Raw genomic sequence first — 25278 nt, 5'->3', positions numbered from 1 at the left:
CGGGGGAGCCAGAATGAACTTGCCGATCGACGTGGTGCGCGCTGCCTTTCCGGCGCTGGCCTTGCGCGATGATGGGCGCCCCCGCCTCTATCTCGATGCGCCGGCCGGCACCCAGGTTGCGGGCCGGGTGGTGGAGGCGATGAGCCACACCATGATCGCCGCCTGTGCCAATGATGGCGGCAGCTTCCGCACCAGCGTCGCCACGGGCGCCATCGTCGAAGCCGCGCTGGCCGCCGCCGCCGCGCTGTTCAACTGCGCCGAAGACGAAGTGATCTTCGGCCTCAACACCACCAGCCTGTTCTTCCAGATGGCGCCGTTGATCGCCGCCAACTGGCAGGCCGGCGACAATATCCTCCTCACCCGCATGGACCATGACGCCAATGTCTCGCCCTGGCTGCAGGCCGCCGAGGCGCGTGGGGTGGAGGTGCGCTTCCTGGAGTGGGACCGCGAAACCTTCGCACTGAAACTGGAAACGCTTGGCGAGCTGATCGACAGCCGCACCCGCGCCGTTGCCGTGGGCCATGCCAGCAATTTCCTGGGCACCATCAACGATGTCGCCGCCGTCTGCGCCGCCGCCCGCGCGGTGGGGGCGGTGAGCATTGTCGATGCCGTGCAGTCCGCGCCGCACATTGCATTGGATGTCGGCGCCATCGGCTGCGACCTGATGGCGGCATCGGCCTACAAATTCTTCGGGCCGCACCTGGGCGTGATGTATATTTCAAAGCGTCTTCAGGGCCTGATCCGGCCGCTGAAAGTGCGCCCGTCGGTTGACGAGATGCCGACGCGGCTGATGCCCGGCACCCCCAGCTTCGAAGCCATGGCCGGCACCACGGCGGCGATCGCGCATCTGGCCTGGCTGGGGGAAGCCGCCGGCACGGTGCGCGCCGACGCGCCGCTCAGGCAGCGGCTGGTCGCCGGGCTTGGGGCGGCACAGGCGCACGAGACCGAGCTGATGCGGCGTTTCCTGACCGGCATCGCCACGGTGTCGGGCGTCACGCTGCACGGCATCGCTAACGCCAACCGGCTGCACGAGCGGGTGGCGACCTTCACATTCGAGATCGAAGGCCACAGTGCCGATGCCATTGCGGCTGAGCTTGCCGCCCGCAACATCTTCGTCTGGAACGGTTATTATTATGCGTGGGAACCGGCCGGCGTGCTGGGCTTGCGGGAACGGGGTGCGGTGCGGGTGGGCTTCACCCACTATAACAGTCTGGACGAGGTGGACACGCTGATCGCGGCGCTTGGCGCGATTTCCAACAGGGTCTGAAATCCTGTCCTACACAGGCCGAATCTGTCATTATCATCAATCGCTTGGCCGCAATGGCGAACAATCCGGACCGGCCTGATTTTTCCAGATTCGATACGAAGTGTCAAAAACGACAAAAATGGCGGCGCCGAAATGCCGCTGGATTTTGCCTGAAAGCCTTGGCAGAGCCGCCCCCATGACCAGCACCCCCCGCACCCTCTACCAGAAGATCTGGGATGATCATGTCGTCCAGTCGCTCGACGACGGCACCGCGCTGATCTTCATCGATCGCCACCTGATCCACGAGGTGACGACCCCGCAGGCATTTGAATCGCTGCGCCTCGCTGGCCGCAAGCTGCGCCGGCCCGATCTGACGCTGGCCGTGCCCGATCATAATGTGCCGACCACTGATCGCCGGTTGCCTATTCTTGATCCGATGTCGAAGGCGCAGCTGGAAGCGCTGGTGCAGAACTGCGCCGATTTCGGCGTCGAGCTCTACAATATCGATGCGCCGGAACAGGGCATCGTTCACGTCATTGGCCCGGAACAGGGCTTCACCCTGCCGGGCGTCACCATGGTGTGCGGCGACAGCCACACCGCCACCCATGGTGCGTTCGGCGCACTGGCCTTTGGCATCGGCACGTCGGAAGTGGAGCATGTGTTTGCCACGCAAACGCTCTTGCTGCGCCAGTCGAAATCGCTGGAAGTGCATGTGACGGGCGAACTGGGCTTCTCGGTCTCCGCCAAGGATGTCGCACTCGCCGTGTGCGGCGTGCTCGGTTCGGGCGGCGGCGCCGGGCATGTGATCGAATATACCGGCCCGGTGATCGAGGCGCTCTCCATGGAAGGGCGCATGACCCTGTGCAACATGGCGATCGAGGCCGGCGCCCGCGCCGGGCTGATCGCGCCGGATGAAAAGACTTTCGCTTATGTTGCGGGCCGGCCGCGGGCGCCGACCGGCGAGGCGTGGGACAAGGCGCTGGCCTGGTGGAAAACGCTGAAGACCGATCCGGGCGCCACCTATGACAAGCGCGTCGTGATCGACGGCAGCGCCATCGCGCCGCTCGTCACCTGGGGCACCAGCCCAGAAGACGTGGTGGCGATCACCGGCACCGTGCCCGATCCCGCCAGCTTTGCCGATGCCGCCAAGCGCGAGGCGGCGGCCAAGAGCCTGGATTACATGGGCCTCACTCCCGGTACCCGCATGGAAGATGTGGCCGTGGAGAATATCTTCATCGGCAGCTGCACCAACAGCCGCATCGAGGATCTGCGCGTCGCCGCCGCCGTGGTGCAGGGCCACAGGCTGGCCGGCAACATCCGCCAGGCGCTGATCGTGCCGGGCTCCGGTCTCGTCAAGCGCCAGGCCGAGGCCGAGGGGCTGGACCGCATCTTCATCGACGCTGGCTTTGAATGGCGGGAGCCCGGCTGTTCGATGTGCCTGGGCATGAATCCCGATCAGGTGCCGGCGGGCGAGCGCTGCGCCTCGACCTCGAATCGGAATTTCGTGGGCCGCCAAGGGCCTGGCGCGCGCACGCACCTGGTGTCACCGGCGATGGCGGCGGCGGCGGCGATCACTGGCCGACTCACCGATGTGCGGCAATTCATGGGCTGAAAATCAGCCAATATAGGCCGGCTTATTCGTTGAAATGTCACATAAACTGCTCAGGTAATCGTTCTTAAACGCCTTTCCTTCTATGTCCCGATTCGACGAGGGGCAAAGAATGGACGGAATGTTGCGCAAGAGCAGCAGACCGAAGCCGGTTCGCCTGAACCGGATGGTCCCCTTCGCAAGGCAGTCATGGGGTCTGGCTGTTCTGGCGTTGGGTCTGTTTCTCGCACTGCTGGCAGCGCCGGCGCGTGCGGAAACGGTGCAGCTGGCTTACACGATGCAAGGCGGGTGCAGTGCTGCGCCGTGTCCGTCCGGCAGCACTGGTGCGGCGGCAACGCCGACAACTGGATCACAGGCTGAAGCCGGGCGCTGGACCTGGTTCGCCGTGGACACCACCCGCCTGGCCGGAATGCCCGCCAGCTGGAATCTGATTGTCGACAACACCCGTTTCAGCGCCATCGAGATCCGCGTCGTGCACAGGGACGGCGTGTCGGTGCTGCGCCGCGGCCAGTTCGCGCTGCAGCACAACTGGACGCTCGGCAATAATCTGCGCTTCGTGGTGCCGGTTGCCGGCCGCGATGTGACCGCGCTGCAGATCGGCTATCGCAACCTGGATTCGCCTGCCCTGCTGCGCACCATCAAGGCGATGGACGACGCCAGTCACCAGAGCCATGTGCTGCGCTGGTCGGTGCAGGTGGCGCTGGTCATGGGCATGTTGTTTTCGGCCTTTGTCTACAACATGTTCCTGCTCACTTGGCTGCGCACCGGCTTCCAACGCTGGTATGTCGTCTGGCTTGCCGGCAGCCTTGCCTATCTGCTGGTGTGGACGGGCTCGATCCTCAACATCTTCCCGTTCCTCGCCGGCCCGGCGTCGGTGCGCACGTCCTATCTGCTGCTGGGGCTGATCGTCGTGTCGGGCGCCGCCTTCTTCTTCAGCCTGATCGAGAAGGACAAAATACCGCCCTGGCTGGTCGAGTTCGGCCAGATCGCCGGCATGGCTGTCGCGGTGAGCGCGGTGCTGGCCGCCTTCGATGTGGTCTTCCCGGCCGCCCTTGGCGACCTGCTGCTCAACCTTGCGCTGGTGGCGGTCACGCTCAGCCTGGCCGCCGGCGCAGCATTGGCCGCGATCAACGGCAGCCGAGCGATCTGGTATTATCTGGCCGGCTGGCTGCCGGCGCTGGCCGTGCTGGTGCTGCGCCTGTTCCGCAATTTCGGCCTGCTGCCCCAGGATGATCTGGTCGATCTCGCCGGCTTCTCTGCCATCGGTTGGGAATCGCTGCTGCTTTCCCTCGCAATTGCCGATCGCTTCCGCCAGCTGCGCCGCGATGCCGACGCTGCCGATGCCGAGCGTGAAACCCTGTTCCGCGTGGCAACCACCGATCCGCTCACCGGCCTGGGCAATCGCGCGCTGTTCCAGAACATGCTGGATCAGCCGCTGGCCCGCCAGGGCGGCATCGACGTGATCGCCATCGATATCGACTTCCTGAAGCAGACCAACGACATGGCCGGCCATGATGCCGGTGACGCGCTGATTGTCGCGGTGGCCGAACGGCTGACCGCTGCGGCTGGCCCGGAAGCCAGCATCGCCCGCGTCGGCGGCGATGAGTTCGTCATCCTGCTGACCGGCGAGGCCCGCGATCGCCTGCCGGCTGTCCGCCAGATGATTGCGCTGTCGTCGGGCGTGCCGCTGCGCCATTCGGGGCATAATCTCACCATCTCGATCTGCGCTGGCCACAGTTCGTCGGATGACAGCAATGTCTCGCTGTCGCGCATCTTCAAGCAGGCCGATCTCGCGCTGTATCGGGCCAAGGCAGCCGGCCGCGGGTGCTGGCGCAGCTATGATGCCAGCATGGCCGATGCGGCCGAAGCCCGCACCCGGCTGCTGTCCGAAGCCCGGGTTGGTCTCGCCACTGGCCAGTTCCTGCTGCACTATCTGAAGGTCGTGGAGCTCGATGGCACGCTGGTTGGCCACGAGGCGCTGCTGCGGTGGCAACATCCGCGCCTGGGCCTGCTGAGCCCCGGCGATTTTGCTGACGTGCTGCGCGAATCGACCATGCTGCCGACACTGCAAGCCTTCGTGCTGCAATCGGCACTGGAACAGGCGGCGCGGCTGCGCGCCGAAGGCGAAGAACTGACCATGTCGATCAACTTCGTCGGCAGCCAGTTGCAGGGCACGGCGGCCGCAGTTGCGGTGCTTGACGAACTGGCCCGCCACCGGCTGCCGCCGCAGGCGCTTGTGGTGGAAGTGACCGAAGCCGTGGTGATGGGCGGCCTGGGCGGCGCCCTGATCGAGGCGCTGGAATGTCTGCGCGATGCCGGGGTTGGCGTGGCGCTGGACGATTTCGGCACCGGCCACGCCAGCCTTATCCAGCTGCGCGACGTGCCGGCAAACATCGTCAAGATCGATCGCAGCTTCATCGCCCGGCTGGCAGAATCAGCCGGAAACCAGCAGGTGGTGCGTGCCACCATCGATCTGGCGCACAGCATGGGCAAGCAGGTGGTGGCAGAGGGCGTCGAAACCGAAAGCCAGGCCACGGTGCTGGGCCGAATGGGCTGCGACCTGGCCCAGGGCTTCCTTTATGGCCAGCCCAAGCCGTTCCCGGAACCGCGCCAGGCTGCAGCCTAGGCCCTGAATTTCACGCTTCGCGGGTCAGGCTGGGATCGAGGATGGTGTCCACAGCCTCGGTGGCAAGCCCGGGATAATCGGTGCTGTAATGCAGCCCGCGGCTTTCGCGGCGGCGCCGGGCAGAGCGCACGATCAGATCGGCCACGGTCACCAGGTTCCTGAGTTCGATCAGGTCGGCCGTGACGCGGAAATTGCCGTAATAGTCCTGCACTTCCTTGCGCAGATTCTTCACCCGGTGGGCCGCGCGCTCCAGCCTCTTATCGGTGCGCACGATGCCGACATAATCCCACATGGTGCGCCTGATCTCGTCCCAGTTGTGGGCGATCACCACTTCCTCGTCGCTGTCGGTCACCCGGCTTTCATCCCACGGTTTCACCTCGGGCGCCGCCGCCGGGGCGGAAGCGGCGTGGATTCGCTGGGCATTGATATCGTCGGCCACGGCCTGGCCGAACACCAGACATTCCAACAGCGAGTTCGACGCCAGCCGGTTGGCGCCGTGCAGGCCGCTCTGTGTCACTTCGCCAGCCGCCCACAGGCCATCAAGATCGGTGCGGCCGTCCAGATCGACCATCACGCCGCCGCAACTGTAGTGCGCGGCCGGCACCACCGGGATCGGCACGCGCGTGCAATCAATGTCCAGTTCCAGCAGACGGGCGTGGATGGTGGGGAAATGGTAGGTAACGAAATCGGCGCCGAGATGGGTGAGATCGAGCAGCACATGTTCAAGACCGAGCCGCTTCATTTCGGCATCGATGGCGCGGGCCACCACGTCGCGCGGCGCCAGTTCCAGCCGCTCGTCATAACGGTCCATGAAACGGCTGCCGTCGGGCAGCTTCAACTGGCCGCCTTCACCGCGCGCGGCTTCGGTGATCAGGAAATTGCGCACCTTGGGGTGATAGAGGCAGGTCGGGTGGAACTGGTTGAATTCCATGTTCGACACACGGCAGCCGGCGCGCCAGGCCATGGCGATGCCGTCCCCGGTCGCGCCATCGGGGTTGGTGGAATAAAGATAGACGCGGCTCGCCCCGCCGGTGGCCAGCACGGTGGCCGGCGCCAGGAAGCGCACGACATGGCGCTTCTTCACATCCAGCGCATAGACGCCATGGCAGCGTCGCGCCGGGAAGCGTTCGTGCAGCACGTGGCGATGGGTGATCAGATCCACCGCGGCCATGTGCGGCACCAGTGTTATGTTGGGGTGCGCCTGCGCCGCCTTGATCAGCGCCTGGCTCACCGCCCATCCGGTGGCATCATCAACATGCACGATGCGGCGATGGCTGTGGCCGCCTTCACGGGTAAGGTGCCAGCGTTCGGAGACCGTCTCGCCCGGGTTGAACGGCACGCCCAACGCTGCCAGCCGATCAATCGCGGCACTGGCATTGGCGGCGACATATTCCACCGTGGCGCGGTGATTGAGCCCGGCGCCGGCCACCATCGTGTCTTCGACATGGGCTTCCACCGTGTCACCGGCATCGAGCACCGCCGCGATGCCGCCTTGCGCCCACGCAGTGGATCCGTCGGCCAGATCGCCCTTGGCCAGCACAGCTACGGTCCCGCGTTCGGCCAGGTGCAACGCCGCCGTCAGCCCGGCCGCGCCCGATCCGATGACGATGGCATCGAAATGGCGGGCCTCAGGCGGCAGTCTTGCCACTGGTCAATTCCAGGAAGACGTCTTCCAGATCGGCCTCGCGGGTGGAGACATCGACCACGCCCAGCTCGGCAGCACCCACCATCGCCAGAACAGCACCGGCATTGTTGGTGCGCTTGTCATAGGTGATGACCAGCGTGCGCGGGCCCTTCATTTCGACCGCCTTGCACCCGGCCAGCGCCGGCGGCACGGCGGCAAGATCGCGGTCCACCACCACTTCCAGCACCTTGTCGCCAGTGGTGCCGAGCAGCTTGGCCGTCTCGTCATTGGCCACCACTTCGCCATGGTTGATGATGGCGATGCGGTCGCACAGGCTCTCGGCTTCCTCGAGATAATGGGTGGTCAGCACGATGGTGGTGCCGGCCGCGTGCAGGGTGCGGACATAATCCCACAGCAATTGCCTGAGCTCGATATCCACGCCCGCCGTCGGTTCATCCAGCACCAGCACGGGCGGGTTGTGCACCAGTGCCTTGGCCACCAGCAGCCGCCGCTTCATCCCGCCTGACAGTGTCCGCGAATAGACATGCGCCTTGTCGTCGAGGCGCACGGCCTTGAGCAACTCCATCGTGCGGCGCTGCGCCCTGGGAACGCCGAACAGGCCGGCCTGCAATTCCAGCGTTTCGAACGGCGTGAAGAAGGCATCGAACACCAGTTCCTGCGGCACGATGCCGATGCTGGCCTTGGCGTTCCTGGGATGCTCGTCGATGTCGAAGCCCCAGATGCGCGCCGTGCCGGCGGTCTTGTTCACCAGACCGGCCAGGATGTTGATGGTAGTCGACTTGCCGGCGCCATTTGGCCCGAGCAGGCCGAAGATGGAGCCGCGCGGGATGTCGAGATCGATGCCCTTCAGCGCCTGCTTGCCGCCGGCATAGGTCTTGGTCAGGCCCTTCAGGCTGATGGCAGTGTCGCTCATGGCTTGGGGATAGACCGGGGCGGGAAGTGGGGCAAGGGGAGGGTGCGGCAGGGTGACTTTGCCGCGCCGCGCTGATAGAATAAGGTCATGACTGTGCCCCGCGCCCTCGCCATTCCGGCCCCCGAAACCTACGTCTCCGACACCGCCCGCGTCTATTGTGATGGCGATGAACGCGGCGGCGACGGCCACCCGCGCGTGTGGATCCAGATCGATGCGTCGGGCTTTGCCGATTGCGGCTATTGCGATCGCCGCTTTATCCTGGCGGGCGGCCCGGCTGACAAGCGATGAGGGCGCTGCTGGCGCTGGCGCTGCTGGCGGCGGTGCCGGTGAACGCGGCCAAGATCGCTCCGCCGGCCGTGTTTACGCTGCGCGCGGCCGAAACCGGCAACCCCTATCTGCCAGTCACGGTGAAGCAGGCGACGCTCAACATCCGCATCGCCTTGAGCTTCGACACTGCGCTCATCCTCAATATGGATCCGGCCGCCCGCGCCGGACTGAAGCCCTTTCCCTTCTTTGGCAAGCGCACCTTCAAGAACGCCTTGATCCCCGGCGGAGAGGCGACCTTCCGCTTCAACCTTGCCACCATGACGCCGGCCGGCCTGCCATCGAAGAAGGTGCCGGCGGTGTGGGTGAGCCGCGCCATCGCCAGCGACGCCGATGGCATATTGACCATCGGCGCTTTGAAGGCCGACCGCATCGACGTGATCCTGAAAGAGACGCCGCCAGGCAGCCAGACTTTTGTCCTCAAGAAAAAGGGCAGCGGCGAAACCGGCATCACCTCGCGAATCGGTGACGAGGAGGTGGATGTCAGCCTGGAGCTCAACAGCCCGACCACGGTGATGAACGCCCGCGCCGGTGAAGCGCTGGTGGAGGCCGGCCTGGCGAAGCGCGCCAACGCGGTCGGCTATTGGCGGCCGTTCCCGGGCGTCGCGCTGCCTTACCAGGCGCTGACACCGAAATCGGGGCTGACCATCGCCGGCCTGCCGATGCGGCAGTTGGGCGTGCGCGTGTCGGAAAGCCAGGCCCGCGCCATCGATGCGGCTGCGAAGGGAACGTCGACTGCCAGTGACGATGAGGACACGATCACCGTGTCCGCCGATCGCAAGCGCAAGCGCGGCCGCGACCCGTGGATCCTGATCGGCCGCGACGTGCTCGATTACTGCAGCCGCATCAGCTTCGATCGTGTCGGCGAACGCTGGCTGCTCACCTGCAAGTTCAGCTGAGCGCCAAGCGGCTGGCCTGATTGCCGCCCCCCTTTCCCTTTTGCCCCCGCTGGCCCATATCTTGGCCATGACGACCCCTGATGCCACCCAGCTGTTCTACACCGATACCGGCCTCGATCCGGACCGCACTGCCGCCCAGGTCGCTGATGCGCTGAATGGCTGCGATGATGGCGAGCTCTATCTGCAATATGCGGTGTCGGAGAGTTTCGCCTTCGATGATGGCCGGCTGAAATCCGCCAGCTTCGACACGATGAAGGGCTTCGGCCTGCGCGGCGTCGCTGGCGAGATGACTGCCTTTGCGCACGCCAACGAGCTCAGCCAGGCCGCGATTGCCCGCGCCGCTGACACCATCAAGGTGGTGCGCGATGGCCATGGCGGCACCATGGCGCTGCCGCCGATGCCGACCAACGCGCGCCGCTACACCGATGCCAACCCGCTCTCTGGCGTGGATTTTTCGGCCAAGGTCGCGCTGATGCAGCAGATCGATGCCGCCGCCCGCGCCCGTGATCCGCGTGTCGTCCAGGTCTCGGCCAGCCTGCTCGGCAGTTGGAGCGTCGTCGAGATCTTGCGCGGTGACGGCACCCGCGTGCGCGACGTTCGTCCGCTGGTGCGATTGAACGTGCAGATCGTCACCGAAAAGAATGGCCGCCGCGAAACCGGCTTCCACGGCCTCGGCGGGCGCTATCTCTATGATGCGCTGTTCAAGGACGATGCCTGGGAAGGTGCCATCGACATCGCGCTGGCGCAGTCGCTGGTGAACCTCGACGCCGTCGATACCCCGGCCGGCGAGATGACGGTCGTGCTTGGCCCCGGCTGGCCAGGCATCCTGCTGCACGAAGCCATCGGCCACGGTCTCGAAGGCGATTTCAACCGCAAGGGCACCAGCGCCTTTTCCGGCCGCATCGGCGAGCGCGTGGCGGCGCCGGGCGTGACCGTGGTGGACGACGGCAGCCTCGATCAGCGCCGCGGCAGCCTGACCGTGGACGATGAAGGCACGCCCACAGGTCGCACGGTGCTGATCGAGGACGGCATCCTGAAGGGCTATATGCAGGACCGGCTGAACGCCCGCCTGATGGGGGTCGCCCCCACCGGCAACGGCCGCCGCGAATCCTATGCCCACGCCCCGATGCCACGCATGACTAACACCTTCATGCTGGGCGGCAATGAAGACCCGGGCAATATCCTCGCCAGCGTCAAGAAGGGCATCTACACCAAGAGCTTCGGCGGCGGCCAGGTTGACATCACCAGCGGCAAATTCGTGTTTTCCTGCACCGAGGCCTATGAGATCGAAAATGGCCGGCTTGGCCGTCCGCTGAAGGGCGCCACGCTGATTGGCAACGGCCCGGACGTGCTCACCAGGGTGAAGGCCATCGGCAACGACATGGCGCTCGATGAAGGCGTCGGTATCTGCGGCAAGGCCGGGCAGAGCGTGCCGGCCGGCGTTGGCCAGCCGACCTTGCTGGTGGAAGGATTGACCGTCGGCGGCACGGCCGCCTGAACACAGCGGGAGGGCGGCATGTCGGACTTTTTTGATCATATCACGGCCGATCACGCGGCCTTCATCGCCCGCCAGCCGGTGTTTTTCGTCGCCACCGCCGCGCCCGATTCGCGCATCAATCTCAGCCCTAAGGGGCTCGACACGTTCCGTGTGCTCAATGACGGGCGCAGCTGCGCCTATCTCGATTATGGCGGCAGCGGCAATGAAACCAACGCGCACCTGGCCGCCGATGGCCGCATTACCATCATGTTCTGCGCCTTTGATCAGCCGGCGCTGATCTACCGCATCTATGGCCGCGGCCGCTTCGTGTTGCCGCAGGATGCGGAATGGGATGGCCTGGCCGCGCAGTTCACCATCGAACGCGGTGTGCGCCAAATCTTCGTGATCAGCGTCGAATCGACCCAGACCAGCTGCGGCTGGGCGGTGCCCAAGATGAAGCTGGTCGAGGAACGCCAGACCCTACGCAAGTTCCACGCCCAGGAAGAGCCGGCCGAACGCCTGGCCAAATATCAACAGCGCAACCGCTCCATCGATGGGCTGCCGGTCACGCCGCCGTCGCTGCTGCCTTACAGCTGATGGCGCTCGCCTGCGTTGAAACTGTCTTCTCACCCGTGGAGGCGGAAATCTTGCGCAGCCTGCTCGATTCGGCCGGCATTCCCGCCGTGCTGTTCGATGCCGGCATCGCCAGCCTGATCGGCCCCGGCATTTCCGGCATCCGCCTGATGGTGGCCGAAGAAGATGCCAGCGCCGCCCGCGCCATCCTCGCCAGCCCGCACTGACGCAGCCGGCGGCGGCGGCCTGCCGCTGCGGCAAACGCCTTATGTTGCGGCCGCGCGCGCTGCGGCAAGGCTGCTGCACTGCAACCACAAGGATGAGCGTTTGGCCATGAAGCTGGTCACGGCAATCATCAAGCCGTTCAAACTGGAAGATGTCCGCGAGGCGCTGATGCTGTGCAGCGTGCAGGGCATGACCGTGTCCGAAGTGCGCGGATTCGGCCGCCAGAAGGGCCAGACCGAAATCTATCGGGGTGCAGAATATAACGTCAACCTGGTGCCCAAGCTGAAAATCGAAGTGGTCGTGGAAGATGATGATGCCGCCCGCGTGGTGGATGCCATCACCCAGGCTGCCCACACGGGCAGCATCGGGGATGGCAAGATCTTCGTGGCCGGTATCGAAACGGCTGTCCGGATCAGAACAGGGGAAATTGATGAAACCGCTCTTTGACCTCTCGCCGCGCCGTGCGCTGGCCCTGGTGCCCGCCGGGCTGCTGGCGGGCCTTGCCAGTGCGCCCGCCCTGGCCGCAGACCTGATCAAGGCCCCCACCGCCGAACAGATGGCGGGCATGGTGAACAAGGGTGACACCACCTGGATGCTCGTCTCGTCCGCGTTGGTGCTCCTGATGTCGATCCCGGCCCTGGCCCTGTTCTATGGCGGCCTGGTGCGCACCAAGAACATGCTCAGCGTGCTGATGCAGGTGTTCATGATCGTCTCGGTCGCCGCCCTGCTCTGGGTCTGCTACGGCTATTCCATGGCCTTCACTGGCGGTTCGCCGTGGGTGGGCGGCTTCTCCAAGGCGTTCCTGCAGGGCGTCAACGTCGGCACCTATGCCGCGACGTTCTCCAACAACGTCTACATCCCCGAATATACCTATGTGATCTTCCAGATGACCTTCGCCTGCATCACGCCGGCGCTGATCGTTGGCGCCTTTGCCGAACGTGTGAAGTTCACCGGCCTGATGGTGTTCACCGTGCTGTGGCTGACCATCGTCTATTTCCCGGTCGCCCACTGGGTCTGGTATTTCGCTGGCCCTGACTTCCTGTCCGACGCCAAGGACGACGCCGGTGTGCTCTACTTGAAGGGCGCGCTGGACTTCGCTGGTGGCACGGTCGTCCACATCAACGCCGGTATCGCCGGCCTGATGGGCTGCCTCGTGATCGGCCCGCGCATCGGTTACGGCAAGGAGGCCTTGACCCCGCACAGCCTGACCATGACCATGATCGGCGCTTCGCTGCTGTGGGTGGGCTGGTTCGGTTTCAACGCCGGCTCCAACCTGGAAGCCAACGGCCTTGCTGCCCTGGCCTTCATCAACACCTTCGTCGCCACCGCCGCGGCCGCCGTGTCGTGGGCGCTGTGCGACAAGATCGTCCACGGCAAGCCCTCCATGCTGGGCGCTGCCTCGGGTGCCGTCGCCGGCCTCGTCGCCATCACCCCGGCGTCGGGTTTTGCCGCGCCGATGACCAGCATCCTGCTTGGCCTCATCGTCTCGCCGATCTGCTTCCTGTTCGTCTCCAAGGTGAAGTCGATGCTGAAGTATGACGACTCGCTCGATGTGTTCGGCGTGCACGGCATCGGCGGCATCGTCGGCGCCATCGGCACCGGCATTGTCGCTGATCCGGCGCTGGGCGGCCAGGGCTGGGTTGACTACACCGTGTTCCCGGCCACCGCCGGCGCCTACGACATGATGGGCCAGGTCATCACCCAGGCCACCGCCGTGGGCTATACCGTGGTCTGGTCCGGCCTTGTCTCCTTCGTGCTGTTCTTCGTCATCAAGAAGACGATTGGCCTGCGCCCGACCGCCGATGTCGAACGCGAAGGCCTCGACATCAACGATCACGGCGAACGCGCCTACAACTACTGAGTGGCGTACCCAGCGTAAGCATGGCCGGGAGGGAAACCTCCCGGCCATTTTCTTTTGGCTTTGCCCAAGGCCGCCGCTAAGACGCTGCCCATGCCGACACTCGTCCTCCTCCGCCACGGCCAGAGCCAGTGGAACCTCGAAAACCGCTTCACTGGCTGGTGGGACGTCGGCCTGACCGACCAGGGCATCGCCGAGGCCATCGCCGCGGGTCAGCGCATTGCCGCTGCCGGCCTCGACTTCGATCTCGCCTTCACCAGCGTGCAGAGCCGCGCCATCAAGACGCTCAACCTGGCGCTGGAAAGCATGGGCCGCCTCTGGCTGCCGGTCACGAAAGACTGGCACCTCAATGAACGCCACTATGGCGGCCTCACCGGGCTCAACAAGGCCGACACCGCCGCCAAATATGGCGAGGACCAGGTGAAGATCTGGCGTCGCAGCTTCGACGTGCCGCCGCCGCCGCTCGCCCCCGGTGGCGACTTCGATCTTGCCGCCGACCGCCGCTACGCCGGCATTGCCATCCCCACTGCGGAAAGCCTGAAAGACACAATCGCCCGCGTGCTGCCCTATTGGGAAGCCGCCATCGCCCCCGAACTCAAGGCCGGCAAGCGCGTCATCATCGCCGCCCACGGCAACTCGCTGCGCGCCCTGGTCAAGCACCTCTCCGGCCTGTCCGACGACGAGATCGTCCACGAGGAAATCCCGACCGGCCAGCCGATGGTCTATGAGCTGGCGGACGATCTGACGGCGATCTCCCGGCGCTACATCTGAGGGCCACCCCAACAGCTTGACGAGTGTCAAGATACTGCCAGACTGCCGGCAACCACAGGGCAGGGGGCAGACATGATCCGGACATTCCTCGCAGCATCGATGATTCTCGCCTCGCCGGCACTGGCCGCGCCCGCTGATACCGTCCTCCTCCACGGCCGCATCCTCACGGCCGACGCGAAGGACAGCGTCGTGCAGGCCCTCGCCATCACCAGCGGCAAGATCAGCGCAGTGGGCAGCGATGCCGCCATCAAGAAACTGGTCGGCCCCAGGACGAAGGTGATCGACTTGCATGGCCGCGCCGCCACCCCCGGGCTGATCGACACCCACGCCCATATCCTCTCCACCGGCCTGGGTGAGCTGAACCAGATCCCGCTGGCGGGCGCCCGCTCGGTGGCGGACATGGTGGCCGCGGTGAAGGCCCGTGTCGCCACCACGCCCAAGGGCCAGTGGATCCTCGGCGTCGGCTGGGATGAAGGCAAGTTCGCCACCACCACCTATCCCACCGCTGCCGATCTCGACGCCGTCTCCCCCGACAACCCGGTCTGGCTCGAACACACCACCGGCCATTATGGCGTCGCCAACGGCCTCGCCCTGAAAATGGCCGGCGTCACTGCCGCCACAGCCACCCCCACCGCCGGCACCATCGAGCGCCTGCCCGATGGCAGCCCCGCCGGCGTGATGAAGGAAACCGCGCAGGAACTCGTCACCCGCCTCATCCCCGAACCCACAGTGGCCCAGCGCCAGGCCGCGCTCTCCCACATGATCCGCCGCCTCCACGAAGAAGGCATGACCGGCTTCAAGGACCCCTCCATCGGCCGCGAGGATTGGCTGGCCTATCTGGGACTGGTGAAGGCCGGCCAATTCCCGATCAACGCCTGCGTGCTCTTTTCCGGCGGCCGCTCCCTGGCCACGGCCACCAAGGCGCTGGCCGAAATCAAACAGGCCAAGGCGGAAATCGCGCCGGTGAAGAACAGCAGCCTCGCCGTCTGCGGCGTCAAGCTGTTCATGGACGGCAGCGGCGCCGCGCCCACCGCCTGGATGTATGAGGACTGGAACCACCACCGCACCGAAATCGCCAGGGGCAACAGCGGCTATCCCCAGATCGACCCGGCCGAATATCGCCAGATGATTGCCATGTTCATCAATTCAGACATCGGCATCGGCACCCATGCGATCGGGGACAAGGCCATCGACTGGGTGGTGGACGGCTATGCCGACGCCCTGAAGGCCCACCCGACCAAGGACCTGCGCCTCTCCATCATCCACGCCAACATTCCCACCGATCACGCGATTGCCACCATGGCCGCCCTGCAACGCGACTATGGCTCCGGCTACCCCGAAACCCAGCCCACCTTCACCTGGTGGATCGGCGACATTTACGCCGCCAACCTCGGTCCGGCCCGCAGCCAGCGCCTCAACCCCTACGCCACCTACGTGAAAAACGGCATCCGCTGGGGCGGCGGCTCCGACACCGGCGTCACCCCGTTCCCCGCCCGCCTCGGCCTCTGGGCCTCCACCGCCCGCGAAACCAGCGGCAAGGTGTGGGGCGCCCAACCCTTCGGCACGGCCGAGTCCGTCCCCATCACCACCGCGCTCACCAGCTACACCCGCTGGGCCGCCCCCCTGATCCGCGCCGACAACTCCGGCGTGCTCGCCGTGGGCAAATCCGCCGACATCGCCGTGTGGGACCGAGACCCCTACTCGGTCCCCACCGCCGCGGTGAAGGACATGAAGGCCGACATGACGCTGTTCCGGGGCAAAGTGGTGTTCGAACGCAAACCCTGATCCGCCATTCCTCCCTGCCCGAAGGACGGGGGTGACTGATCCTCCCTGTCCGCAGGACGGGGAGGGGGACCACCGAAGGTGGTGGAGGGGCCGTGGTGGAGGGGGTGGCGCCTGCCGGCTTATTTGACACATTTGACAGATTGAACCGTCTACAAGCCTGAAAACACAGGCTTTCCCCAAATCTCGCCGTTTTTGTCGCGAACGACAGCCAGCCAAGCCTCCGGCGGGCAGGGACTCAGTCCCTGCACCCGTTTGTTTTCAAGCGGTTATGCCCCGGTGATTTTTGACACTGTTGACGATTCGTGTCGGATTCCGATTCATCGGCCGTCGCCGCTGTCGGCTACAAAGCTTACAAATCGCCCTTCATGCGCACGCGCGTCTGGACAGGATCAATCGTGGAAAGAGCATCCGGGCGGGCCGGTCGCCGATTATAACCCCGCCAGCGCCCTGTAGGACAGCGCCACGATGTGCGCGCTGCAACAAATCCCGGGTGATGGGGAAAGGGGCGATGCCAACGAACGTGGGCCCAGGTTCTCAGACCCTGCCCGCCGGAAGCCGTCTTCCTTTCCACCTGACGTCCCTCAGTCCGCCCCGCCCCAGGCGCGGGTAATCGCCTTGCCACCGCTGGCGGCCGGGTGTGGGGGTGGTGCGGCGGCGCGTGTGGGACGTGGTGGTCAAGCGGCCGGGTCCGGCCTACATCTTGTTGATGGCCGCTTTTCCCCCCTGGCACGCGATTGCAGCGATCGCGCTGGCGGTGGCGATGTTTGCGGGGTTTGCGCGGGGGCGGGCGCGGATCGAGATCATCTCGCTGCTCACCATCGGCGCACTCGCGCTGGGCCTCTATTTCTATCCGCTGCCGGGTACGGCGCCGCAGGACGGGTTGGCGCTGGCGTTCGAGGGGTTTGGCCATCATGCCCTGATCACCATCTGCGCACTGATGGTGCTGGGGCGCGGGCTGGTGGTGACGGGGGCGCTTGATCCGGCGGCGCGGGTGCTCAACACGGTGTGGCGGTTCAACACCAGGGTCGGACTGCTGGTCACGCTGGTGATTGCCTTGTTTGCCAGCATGATCATCAACGACACGCCGGTGCTGGTGCTGCTGCTGCCGATCCTGGTGCAGCTGGCGCGCAAGGGGGGCATGCCGGCGTCGAAAACGCTGATCCCGGTCAATTCGGCGATCCTGATCGGCGGCATGTCGACGACGATCGGCACGTCCACCAACCTGTTGGTGGTGTCGATCGCGACCGATCTGGGCATGAAACCGATCGGGGTGTTCCATTACACCGGGATCGTGCTGGCGGCAGCCGCAGTGGCCTTGCCCTATATCTGGCTGGTGATGCCGCGCCTGCTACCTGATAACAGCAGCGCGCTCACGCCAGAGCTGCGGCTGTATCATGCCACCTTCCGTTTCGGATCGGACGCGCCGGCGCTGGGCAAATCAATGGCGCAACTGGCGGCGATGCTGCCGGGCGATGTTGCCATTGCGCCGGGCGGCGATGCCAGCGTGTTGCCGGACGCGCGGTTGAACCTGTCAGGCTCGCAGGAGGCGCTGGAGGAAGCGGCGCGGCGGCTGGGCGCCACGCCGGCGCCGGACTGGCTGTTGACGCGCTTGCGCCGGGAAGCGGCGATGGACGGACAGGATCTGGCGCAGATCGAGATGACCATCGCGCCCGACAGCCGGCTGATCGGCCTGACGCTGCAGACCGCCGGCCTGGAAGCTGTGGCGGTGCTGGGGGTGCACCGGGTGCGCCGGCTGATGCACGACACGGCCGATCAGTCAGCCGAGGCGTTGCTGCGCGAGGGCGATGTGCTGTTGGTGCTGAGCACCATCACCAACGCCCAGGCCTTTGCCCGCCGCGACGGCCTGCTGATCCTGGAAGGCGGCCGCGAGATGCCGCGATCGAACAAGGCCACCCTGGCGCTGATCATCATGGCGGTTGCCGTTGGCCTGGCCAGCACCGGAGTCATGCCGATCGCGGTTTCGGCGCTGGGCGGCGCCGTGCTGATGTTCATCACCGGCTGCGTGAAGTTTGATCGGGTCGGGCGGGCGCTATCGGCCAAGGTGATCGTACTGGTGGCGGCTTCGATTGCGCTGGGCAAGTTCGTTCTGGTGAGCGGTGCGGCTGCCTGGATTGGCGGCCTGCTGGCATCGGGCATGCAGAATCTGCCGGCGGCCGGTGTGCTGGCCGCGATCATGCTGTTCGTGACGGTGCTGACCAATTTCGCATCGAACGCGACGGCGGCCGCGGTGGGAACGCCGATTGCCTTCAGCCTGGCCAACACGCTGGGCCTGCCGGCCGAACCGCTGGTGCTGGCCGTGCTGTTTGGCTGCAATCTCTGTTATGCGACGCCCGTTGCCTATCAAACCAACATGATGATCATGTCGGAGGGCGAATATCAGTTCAAAGACTATCTGCGCACCGGCCTGCCGCTGGTTGCGCTGATGGTGGTCACGCTCTCGACCTTGCTCGCGCTGCGCTATGGCCTGTGATGGCCTGCCTTGCTCTGCCGGCCCTGGTCGCAACGGCCGCCGGGCTTGCATTTTCGGCTGGCCGTGGCGAGGGTAAGGCAAAGGGTGCAACGCCTTCGCTGCCCGATGCGAACTGCTGACTGACCGGGAGGGCACCGCCGCATGGCCACCAACACTGGCACAGCAACTGTTGATCTGGCGTCGTTGCAGTCTGCCCTGCACCGCACCCGCAGCCTGAGCGTGGCGCTGGCCGCGCCGCTGTCGGATGCCGATGCCAGTGTGCAGTCGATGCCCGACGCCTCGCCGGCGAAATGGCATCTGGCGCACACGACCTGGTTTTTCGAAACGTTCGTGCTGGCCAATGTGCCAGGCTATCGGCCGTTTGATGATCGCTACGGCTTTCTGTTCAACAGCTATTATGAGGCGGCTGGCCCGCGCCATGCCCGGGATCGGCGCGGCCTGCTCACCCGGCCGGCGCTGGCCGATGTGCTGGCCTGGCGCGGCCATGTGGATGACGCGCTGGCCGCCGCGCTGCCCGGGCTGGATGCGGACGCGCTGGCGCTGGTGACGCTGGGCATCAATCACGAACAGCAGCATCAGGAATTGCTGCTCACCGATCTCCTCGATCTGTTTGCCGCCAATCCGCTGGAGCCGGCCTATCTGCCGGCGCCACCGATCGACGCGCCGGCCCGCGCCCGTCGCTGGGAAAGCCATGAAGGCGGCATCGTGCGGATCGGCCATGCCGGCAGCGGCTTTGCCTTTGATTGCGAGGGGCCGGCGCACGATGTGCTGCTGCGGCCCTTTCAACTGGCGAACATGCTGGTGACCAACGCCGAATGGCAGGCCTTCATCGCGGATGGCGGCTACACCGATCCCCGCCTGTGGCTGTCGGACGGCTGGGCCTGGGTGCAGCGCTGCGCGATCACGGCGCCATTGCGCTGGCAGGCCGGCACCGATGGCTGGACCAGCATGACGCTGGCCGGCCGGCAGCCGCTGGCACCGCACGCGCCGGTCACGCACATCAGCCATTTTGAAGCCGACGCCTTTGCGGCCTGGGCCGGCGCCCGGTTGCCGACCGAGGCCGAATGGGAAGTCGCCGCGCACGGCCAGGATGCGGCGGCCGGCCACCAGCTCGACAGTGCAGCGGCCGTGCAGCCGACGGGCGCCAGCGACGGGCTGTTCGGCGATTGCTGGCAATGGACGGCCTCGGCGTTTCTGCCCTACCCCGGCTTTCGCCCGGCACCCGGCGCGGTGGGCGAATATAACGGCAAGTTCATGAGCGGGCAGATGGTGCTGAAAGGCGCCAGCTGCGCCACGCCGCGCGGCAGTTCGCGGGCCAGCGTGCGCAATTTCTTCGTCCCCCACCAGCGCTGGCAATTCACCGGCCTGCGATTGGCGCGCGATGCCTGACATGGTTGAACCGGCCGGCCCGGCCACGGCCGACGCCTTTGCACGCGCCGTGCTGATCGGGTTGCGTCAGCCGCAAAAGGTCATCCCGGCCCGGTTTTTCTATGATGAGGCCGGATCGGCGCTGTTTGAAGCGATCACCCAGCTGCCCGAATATTATCCCACCCGCACCGAAGCCGCGATCCTGGCCGATTGTGCCGCCGCCATTGCCGCAGCGGTGGGGCCGGGGCGGGCGGTGATCGAATATGGATCGGGATCATCGGCGAAAACCCCGCTGCTGTTGCGGCCGCTGGCGGCGGCGGCCTATGTGCCGGTGGACATCTCTGGCGAATTCCTGAACCAGTCGGCCGCGGCGCTGGCCGTGCAGTTTCCCCACCTGCCGATCCTGCCGGTGGTCGCCGATTTCACCCGGCCCTTCGCGCTGCCGGCACAGGTGGCCGCGCGGCCGCGCCTGGGCTTCTTCCCCGGCTCCACCATCGGCAATCTGGCACCCGGCGCCGCCATCGATCTGCTGCGCGGCTTTGCCAGCCTGCTCGGGCCGGAAAGCTGGCTGGTGATCGGCTTCGATCTGGCCCCAGGCGCCGGCAAATCGGTGGCCACGCTGGAGGCCGCCTATGACGATGCCGCCGGCGTCACCGCCGCCTTCAACCGCAACCTCCTCCACCGCATCAACCGCGAACTCGCCGGCACGGTGCGCGTCGATGATTTCGCTCACCGTGCCGTCTGGAACGCCGCCCTCGGCCGCATCGAGATGCACCTGGTCGCCCGCCGCGACACCCAATTCACCGCCGCCGGGCAGAATTTCCGCCTGGCCGCGGGCGAGACCATCCACACCGAAAACAGCCACAAATGGACGCCCGCCGAAATCCGCCTGATGGCCCACGCCAGCGGCTGGACACCCGCCCACGCCTGGACCGACAACGCCGACCGCTTCACCGTGCAGCTGTGGCGGCATCACGACGGCGCGCTGCAGCCCTGAAGGGCGGTTGGAGAAGAAAGAGGGGCCTCCGGCGGGCAGGGACTCGTCCCTGCACCCGTTTGTTTTCAAGCGCTTATGCGCCGGTGATTTTTGACACTGTTGACGATTCGTGTCGGATTCCGATTCATCGGCCGTCGCCGCTGTAGGTTACAAAGCTTACAAATCGCCCTTCATGCGCACGCGCGCCTGGACAGGGTCAATAGTGGAAAGAGCACCCGGGCAATCGGACGCCGATCATACCGCCACCAGCGCCCTGTAGGACAGCGTCCCGATGTGCGCGCGCTGCAACGAGGGAGGAAAGGGAGCCTCCGGCGGGCAGGGACGCAGTCCCTGCACCCGCTTGTTTTAGGGTAACCCCCAATTTCCAAAAAAACGCCCCGCCGAAGCGGGGCGAGAGTTTTGAATTCAGTCAGCGGTGCAATGCACTCCGACGGCTCAAGCCCTTCTATTTAGAAAGGATAGGAACGCCAGTGCGGCCGGACGTGTTCCACACGCCCAAACCGCACGCGAAGATAGGCGGAAACCCAAATCATCGCATTTTCCTTGCAGTCAGCGCCGGAAAGTGCGATTTCTCAGTTACCACACGGAGAGATCGCGACGCTTCGGCGCTGAGATTGAACCACGGGCCGGCCCTTTGGGTCGGCCCTTTTCTTGTCCGGCTCTCGGCGCCGGCTCCGTTACATCAGCCCATAATTCTGACCGCCTTTCGATGTGCGTCGCACTACGTCGACTGGGCACACGTGACACTATAGGGGATCGGCAGCCATGACGTCAAGTCATCGAGTAATCGCTATTGCTGTTTTTTCTCGGATATGGCAAAAGGCTGACGAGACGCAGGAGGAATGACATGGCCGCAGCGACACAGCCTGTTCGGAGCCCATCCTACCCAAACATGTCTTTGGGTGAGGCATTGGACGAGGTGAGGAAAATTGAACGCCTTTATCGGAATGCAAATGTTGATCGAGAAGCTGCTGCGAAGCTGATTGGCTATTCGGGACTTAGCGGCCCAGCCAACAAAGCCTTGGCCGCGCTGGCACAGTACGGGTTGGTCGAACGGGCAGGAAAAGGCGAAATGCGGGTGACTGCTCGCGCTAAGGCAATCCTACATCCGGACCACGAATCCGAGAAGAGGGAGCAGCTGAGATTTGCCGCCTTTGAACCAAATTTGTTCAGGGAGTTGCAGGACCGCTATCCCGACATGATTCCGCCGTATGAAGGCGTTGAAACATTTCTGAACCGCAAAGGCTTCAACCAGTCTGCTATTCGGCCGGCAGCAAAGGCCTACCTGGACACCCTGCAGCTACTCACTGATGAAGGAGCCAGCAAGCAAAGCGCAGGTCAGAGGCAATCTGACGAGGGGTCGCAAAACGAACCTGGCGAAGAGTCCCGTTTTGGCGCCCCTCAAGTAGGAGACTTGGTTGATTACGAAATCGGAGGAGTAATTGCTAACGCGGAACCGTTGCGGGTTCGCGCTATTTCGAGCGACGCGAAATGGGTTTTCGTCGATGGCAGCGAGGTTGGACTGGAGGTCGCCAACGTTTTCGTTAAGCAACGACCACTCGGTGGAGATGGCGCTCCTTTGGAACGCCCAACGATGCCTCTGCCGAAAGAAGAGCCGCCCGAGCCGCCTGCAAAGGGAATGCGGAAGGCCATGTTCCCCTTAGATGACGGCGATGTCACACTCATCTTCCCCGAAACCATCACTGCGAGCGGCCTGAGCGACTTAGCGGACTATCTGGAGATCTTCCTTCGCAAGGAAAGGCGCAAAAAGGAACAAGGCTAGTAGCAGACAAGTCCGCTCTCACAATTAGGCTTACACTCCACTCATGGGTGCAGGGTCTGCGACCCTGCCCGCCGGAGGCCCCTGCTTGGACTCTGTGGTAGAGGGCGTCGTCCCCTCGTTGCCCAGCGGGCGCCACCTCCCCCAGCGGGAGAGGATCATGGCCTCAATTATCATCCCCCATCCGCAGCGCGGCGATGAAGGCTTCCTGCGGGATGTCCACATTCCCGTATTGCCGCATCCGCTTCTTGCCTTCCTTCTGCTTGTCCAGCAGCTTGCGTTTGCGGGAGGCGTCGCCGCCGTAGCATTTGGCGGTGACGTCTTTGCGCAGGGCGGCGATGGTTTCGCGGGCGATGACTTTGCCGCCGATGGCGGCCTGGATCGGGATCTTGAACAGGTGGCGGGGGATGAGGTCTTTCATCCGTTCGCACATGTGGCGGCCGCGGGCTTCGGCGGCGCTGCGGTGGACGATCATGGAGAGGGCGTCGACCGGCTCCATGTTGACCATGATCGACATCTTCACCAGGTCGCCTTCGCGGTGGCCGATCTGGTGGTAGTCAAAGCTGGCGTAGCCGCGGCTGATGGATTTCAGCCGGTCGTAGAAATCGAACACGACTTCGTTGAGCGGCAGTTCATAGACGACCTGGGCGCGGCCGCCGACGTAGGTGAGGTTTTTCTGGATGCCGCGGCGATCCTGGCAGAGTTTCAGGATGGAGCCGAGATATTCATCCGGCACATAGATGGTGGCTTCGATCCAGGGTTCGTCGATCTGCAGGATGGACGACGGGTCGGGCATGTCGGCCGGGTTGTGCAGTTCGCGGATGCTGCCGTCGCGCATGGCGATGTGATAGACGACCGACGGCGCCGTGGTGATCAGATCGAGGTCGTACTCGCGGCTCAGGCGTTCCTGGATGATTTCGAGGTGGAGCAGGCCGAGGAAGCCGCAGCGGAAGCCGAAGCCGAGGGCGGCGCTGGTTTCCATCTCGAAACTGAAGCTCGCGTCGTTCAGGCGCAGCTTGGCGATGCTGTCGCGCAGCTTCTCGAAATCGGCGGCGTCGGTGGGGAACAGGCCGCAGAAGACGACCGGCTGCACTTCCTTGAAGCCGGGCAGGGCTTCGTTGGCCGGCTTCTTGGCGTCGGTGATGGTGTCGCCCACGCGGGCCTGGGCGACTTCCTTGATCTGGGCGGTGATGAAGCCGATTTCGCCGGGGCCGAGTTCGGTGAACTGTTCGATCTTGGGGCGGAAGGCGCCGACCCGGTCCACCAGGTGGATGGAGTCGGCGGCCATGAACTTGATCTGCTGGCCCTTCTTGATCGTGCCATCGATGATGCGCACCAGCACGACGACGCCCAAGTAGGGGTCGTACCAGCTGTCGACCAGCATCGCCTTCAGCGGCTTGTCCGGATCGCCCTTCGGCGGCGGAATCCGGGTGACGATGGCTTCCAGCACCTCGGTGATGCCGATGCCGGACTTGGCGCTGGCCAGCACGGCCTGGGAGGCATCGAGGCCGATGATGTCCTCGATCTCCTTCTTCACCTTGTCAGGGTCAGCCGAGGGCAGGTCGATCTTGTTGATCACCGGCACGATCTCATGGTCGTGCTCGATGGACTGATAGACGTTGGCCAGCGTCTGCGCTTCGACGCCTTGCGCTGCGTCCACCACCAGCAGCGCGCCTTCGCAGGCAGCGAGGGACCGGGAGACTTCGTAGGCGAAATCGACGTGGCCGGGCGTGTCCATCAGGTTGAGGACATAATCCTTGCCGTCCGCCGCGCGATAATCGAGGCGCACGGTCTGCGCCTTGATGGTGATGCCGCGTTCCTTCTCGATATCCATGTTGTCGAGCACCTGCTCCGACATCTCGCGCAGCGCGAGGCCGCCGGTGGTCTGGATCAGGCGATCGGCCAGCGTCGATTTCCCATGATCGATATGGGCGATGATCGAGAAATTGCGGATACGGTCTTGCGGTGTGGACATGGGCCCCGGCTTTAGCAGGCATGGCCCATGTTGCAACGGTCAGGCCGTCGCGCCCACATCCGGGGCCGGCCACATCCGGGGCCGGCCACTGGCGCGGCCAGCCCCGGACGGGCCCTCACCACACAGCCGTCTCAGCCATCCGCATCGCGGTTGGCCAGGCGGCTGACAGCATGGGTTTTCAGCGCGGCGGCCAGTTGGGCAGCGCTGAGAGTCTGGCCGACGGTGAGCACCCCCGGCGGCGCTTCGATCACCTCGAACCGGTCACCGCCGCGGCCGCCCTTCAGCCACAGGCAGCTGATGTGCAGGGCCGGGATGCGCAGCTGCGCCACCTCGCCATCATCGGCGGGCGGGGCGGCGGCCATGCGGGTGAGCGCGTTGCGGAAGCGGCTGGCGCCAATCCCGTTGGACATCTGCGCGAACGCCGCATCGCTGGCGCGGGCTTCGGCCGATACCGCGCCGGCTTCGGTGGGCAGGATCTGCGCCCACAATTTCAGCTTGGCGCTCTGGGCGATGCGGCCGGCGGCGAGATCCTCCAGCCCCAGCATATAGACCGGGGTGGTGACGGCATCGGCCTGGGCGACATCGGCCAGGGTGGCGGCGATGCGCAGCGCGTTGCCAGTGGCCAGGCGTGTGGCGGCGCGGGTGAGCGCCGGGGCGCGGGCTTCGAGGTTGGTACTGGCGGCCAGGTGCGGCAGCGCGGCGGCGAGATTGCCGGC

At 65.3% G+C, this 25278-nt stretch carries 20 protein-coding genes; 16 read left to right on the top strand and 4 right to left on the bottom strand.

Features of this window, described 5'->3' with window-relative positions; genetic code table 11:
• Positions 1–13: 13 nt before the first annotated feature.
• The 3 genes from GJ693_RS01315 to GJ693_RS01305 all read left to right on the top strand — a co-directional run bounded on the left by GJ693_RS01315 (position 14) and on the right by GJ693_RS01305 (position 5481).
• Positions 14–1267, top strand: a complete 1254-nt coding sequence (locus tag GJ693_RS01315) for a cysteine desulfurase-like protein (RefSeq protein WP_156254531.1) — start codon at positions 14–16, stop codon at positions 1265–1267.
• A 175-nt stretch (positions 1268–1442) separates the two neighbouring features.
• Positions 1443–2858 (top strand): 3-isopropylmalate dehydratase large subunit, encoded by a 1416-nt coding sequence (gene leuC, locus GJ693_RS01310; RefSeq protein ID WP_156254530.1) that lies wholly within the window; start codon positions 1443–1445, stop codon positions 2856–2858.
• 382 nt (positions 2859–3240) lie between these two features.
• Positions 3241–5481 carry a putative bifunctional diguanylate cyclase/phosphodiesterase gene (locus tag GJ693_RS01305; RefSeq protein WP_197041866.1) on the top strand — a complete coding sequence of 747 codons (2241 nt, stop codon included), beginning with the start codon at positions 3241–3243 and terminating at the stop codon, positions 5479–5481.
• Positions 5482–5491: 10 nt separating this feature from the next.
• On the opposite strand, the gene nadB is transcribed toward GJ693_RS01305, so the two are convergent.
• On the bottom strand, positions 5492–7129 hold the full coding sequence (gene nadB, locus GJ693_RS01300) for an L-aspartate oxidase (protein ID WP_197041865.1): 1638 nt from the start codon (positions 7127–7129) through the stop codon (positions 5492–5494).
• Positions 7110–8039 carry an ABC transporter ATP-binding protein gene (locus GJ693_RS01295; protein ID WP_156254528.1) on the bottom strand — a complete coding sequence of 310 codons (930 nt, stop codon included), beginning with the start codon at positions 8037–8039 and terminating at the stop codon, positions 7110–7112. The genes nadB and GJ693_RS01295 overlap by 20 nt, the downstream gene beginning before the upstream one ends.
• 87 nt (positions 8040–8126) lie before the next feature.
• Between GJ693_RS01295 and GJ693_RS01290 the strand changes: the two genes are divergently transcribed.
• From GJ693_RS01290 to GJ693_RS01230, 13 genes are all read left to right on the top strand, one after another.
• On the top strand, positions 8127–8327 hold the full coding sequence (locus GJ693_RS01290; protein ID WP_156254527.1) for a zinc-finger domain-containing protein: 201 nt from the start codon (positions 8127–8129) through the stop codon (positions 8325–8327).
• Positions 8324–9262 (top strand): hypothetical protein, encoded by a 939-nt coding sequence (locus GJ693_RS01285; protein WP_156254526.1) that lies wholly within the window; start codon positions 8324–8326, stop codon positions 9260–9262. Before GJ693_RS01290 ends, GJ693_RS01285 begins: the two co-directional genes overlap by 4 nt.
• 67 nt (positions 9263–9329) lie before the next feature.
• On the top strand, positions 9330–10760 hold the full coding sequence (gene tldD, locus GJ693_RS01280; protein ID WP_156254525.1) for a metalloprotease TldD: 1431 nt from the start codon (positions 9330–9332) through the stop codon (positions 10758–10760).
• A gap of 18 nt (positions 10761–10778) precedes the next feature.
• Positions 10779–11336: a pyridoxamine 5'-phosphate oxidase family protein gene (locus GJ693_RS01275; RefSeq protein ID WP_156254524.1), complete on the top strand. Its 558-nt coding sequence runs from the start codon at positions 10779–10781 to the stop codon at positions 11334–11336.
• Positions 11336–11539: a putative signal transducing protein gene (locus GJ693_RS01270; RefSeq protein WP_156254523.1), complete on the top strand. Its 204-nt coding sequence runs from the start codon at positions 11336–11338 to the stop codon at positions 11537–11539. The genes GJ693_RS01275 and GJ693_RS01270 overlap by 1 nt, the downstream gene beginning before the upstream one ends.
• Before the next feature lie 106 nt (positions 11540–11645).
• On the top strand, positions 11646–11984 hold the full coding sequence (locus GJ693_RS01265) for a P-II family nitrogen regulator (RefSeq protein WP_156254522.1): 339 nt from the start codon (positions 11646–11648) through the stop codon (positions 11982–11984).
• Positions 11968–13398 (top strand): ammonium transporter, encoded by a 1431-nt coding sequence (locus GJ693_RS01260; protein ID WP_156254521.1) that lies wholly within the window; start codon positions 11968–11970, stop codon positions 13396–13398. Before GJ693_RS01265 ends, GJ693_RS01260 begins: the two co-directional genes overlap by 17 nt.
• Positions 13399–13488: 90 nt before the next feature.
• A complete protein-coding gene (gene gpmA, locus GJ693_RS01255) occupies positions 13489–14166 on the top strand; it encodes a 2,3-diphosphoglycerate-dependent phosphoglycerate mutase (protein WP_156254520.1) in 678 nt (225 codons plus the stop codon).
• A 72-nt stretch (positions 14167–14238) separates the two neighbouring features.
• A complete protein-coding gene (locus GJ693_RS01250; protein ID WP_156254519.1) occupies positions 14239–15951 on the top strand; it encodes an amidohydrolase in 1713 nt (570 codons plus the stop codon).
• A 646-nt stretch (positions 15952–16597) separates the two neighbouring features.
• On the top strand, positions 16598–18442 hold the full coding sequence (locus GJ693_RS01245) for an SLC13 family permease (RefSeq protein ID WP_328598809.1): 1845 nt from the start codon (positions 16598–16600) through the stop codon (positions 18440–18442).
• 141 nt (positions 18443–18583) lie between these two features.
• Positions 18584–19831 (top strand): ergothioneine biosynthesis protein EgtB, encoded by a 1248-nt coding sequence (egtB, locus tag GJ693_RS01240; protein WP_156254518.1) that lies wholly within the window; start codon positions 18584–18586, stop codon positions 19829–19831.
• A complete protein-coding gene (egtD, locus tag GJ693_RS01235; protein ID WP_156254517.1) occupies positions 19824–20807 on the top strand; it encodes an L-histidine N(alpha)-methyltransferase in 984 nt (327 codons plus the stop codon). The genes egtB and egtD overlap by 8 nt, the downstream gene beginning before the upstream one ends.
• Before the next feature lie 892 nt (positions 20808–21699).
• Complete coding sequence (locus GJ693_RS01230; protein ID WP_156254516.1) at positions 21700–22590, top strand: hypothetical protein; 891 nt, start codon at positions 21700–21702, stop codon at positions 22588–22590.
• 163 nt (positions 22591–22753) lie between these two features.
• Here GJ693_RS01230 and lepA read toward each other — a convergent pair whose 3' ends face one another.
• Both lepA and GJ693_RS16710 read right to left on the bottom strand, forming a co-directional pair.
• Positions 22754–24562 (bottom strand): translation elongation factor 4, encoded by a 1809-nt coding sequence (gene lepA / locus GJ693_RS01225; RefSeq protein WP_156254515.1) that lies wholly within the window; start codon positions 24560–24562, stop codon positions 22754–22756.
• A 131-nt stretch (positions 24563–24693) separates the two neighbouring features.
• On the bottom strand, positions 24694–25278 hold a 585-nt coding region (locus GJ693_RS16710; RefSeq protein WP_197041864.1), incomplete at its 5' end, for a hypothetical protein.

The organism is Sandarakinorhabdus oryzae, assembly GCF_009733735.1.
Lineage (GTDB): Bacteria > Pseudomonadota > Alphaproteobacteria > Sphingomonadales > Sphingomonadaceae > Sandarakinorhabdus > Sandarakinorhabdus oryzae.
This window is presented reverse-complemented; position numbering and strand designations above follow the sequence as displayed.

What these genes read in the sequence shown, in the direction of transcription:
- GJ693_RS01295 (WP_156254528.1), bottom strand. Translation starts at nt 8,039, where the DNA reads ATGAGCGACACTGCCATCAGCCTGAAGGGCCTGACCAAGACCTATGCC.
- GJ693_RS01285 (WP_156254526.1), top strand. Translation starts at nt 8,324, where the DNA reads ATGAGGGCGCTGCTGGCGCTGGCGCTGCTGGCGGCGGTGCCGGTGAAC.
- tldD (WP_156254525.1), top strand. Translation starts at nt 9,330, where the DNA reads ATGACGACCCCTGATGCCACCCAGCTGTTCTACACCGATACCGGCCTC.
- GJ693_RS01260 (WP_156254521.1), top strand. Translation starts at nt 11,968, where the DNA reads ATGAAACCGCTCTTTGACCTCTCGCCGCGCCGTGCGCTGGCCCTGGTG.
- GJ693_RS01290 (WP_156254527.1), top strand. Translation starts at nt 8,127, where the DNA reads ATGACTGTGCCCCGCGCCCTCGCCATTCCGGCCCCCGAAACCTACGTC.
- egtD (WP_156254517.1), top strand. Translation starts at nt 19,824, where the DNA reads ATGCCTGACATGGTTGAACCGGCCGGCCCGGCCACGGCCGACGCCTTT.
- GJ693_RS01230 (WP_156254516.1), top strand. Translation starts at nt 21,700, where the DNA reads ATGTCTTTGGGTGAGGCATTGGACGAGGTGAGGAAAATTGAACGCCTT.
- egtB (WP_156254518.1), top strand. Translation starts at nt 18,584, where the DNA reads ATGGCCACCAACACTGGCACAGCAACTGTTGATCTGGCGTCGTTGCAG.
- GJ693_RS01315 (WP_156254531.1), top strand. Translation starts at nt 14, where the DNA reads ATGAACTTGCCGATCGACGTGGTGCGCGCTGCCTTTCCGGCGCTGGCC.
- GJ693_RS01265 (WP_156254522.1), top strand. Translation starts at nt 11,646, where the DNA reads ATGAAGCTGGTCACGGCAATCATCAAGCCGTTCAAACTGGAAGATGTC.
- GJ693_RS01250 (WP_156254519.1), top strand. Translation starts at nt 14,239, where the DNA reads ATGATCCGGACATTCCTCGCAGCATCGATGATTCTCGCCTCGCCGGCA.
- leuC (WP_156254530.1), top strand. Translation starts at nt 1,443, where the DNA reads ATGACCAGCACCCCCCGCACCCTCTACCAGAAGATCTGGGATGATCAT.
- GJ693_RS01275 (WP_156254524.1), top strand. Translation starts at nt 10,779, where the DNA reads ATGTCGGACTTTTTTGATCATATCACGGCCGATCACGCGGCCTTCATC.
- GJ693_RS01270 (WP_156254523.1), top strand. Translation starts at nt 11,336, where the DNA reads ATGGCGCTCGCCTGCGTTGAAACTGTCTTCTCACCCGTGGAGGCGGAA.
- lepA (WP_156254515.1), bottom strand. Translation starts at nt 24,562, where the DNA reads ATGTCCACACCGCAAGACCGTATCCGCAATTTCTCGATCATCGCCCAT.
- gpmA (WP_156254520.1), top strand. Translation starts at nt 13,489, where the DNA reads ATGCCGACACTCGTCCTCCTCCGCCACGGCCAGAGCCAGTGGAACCTC.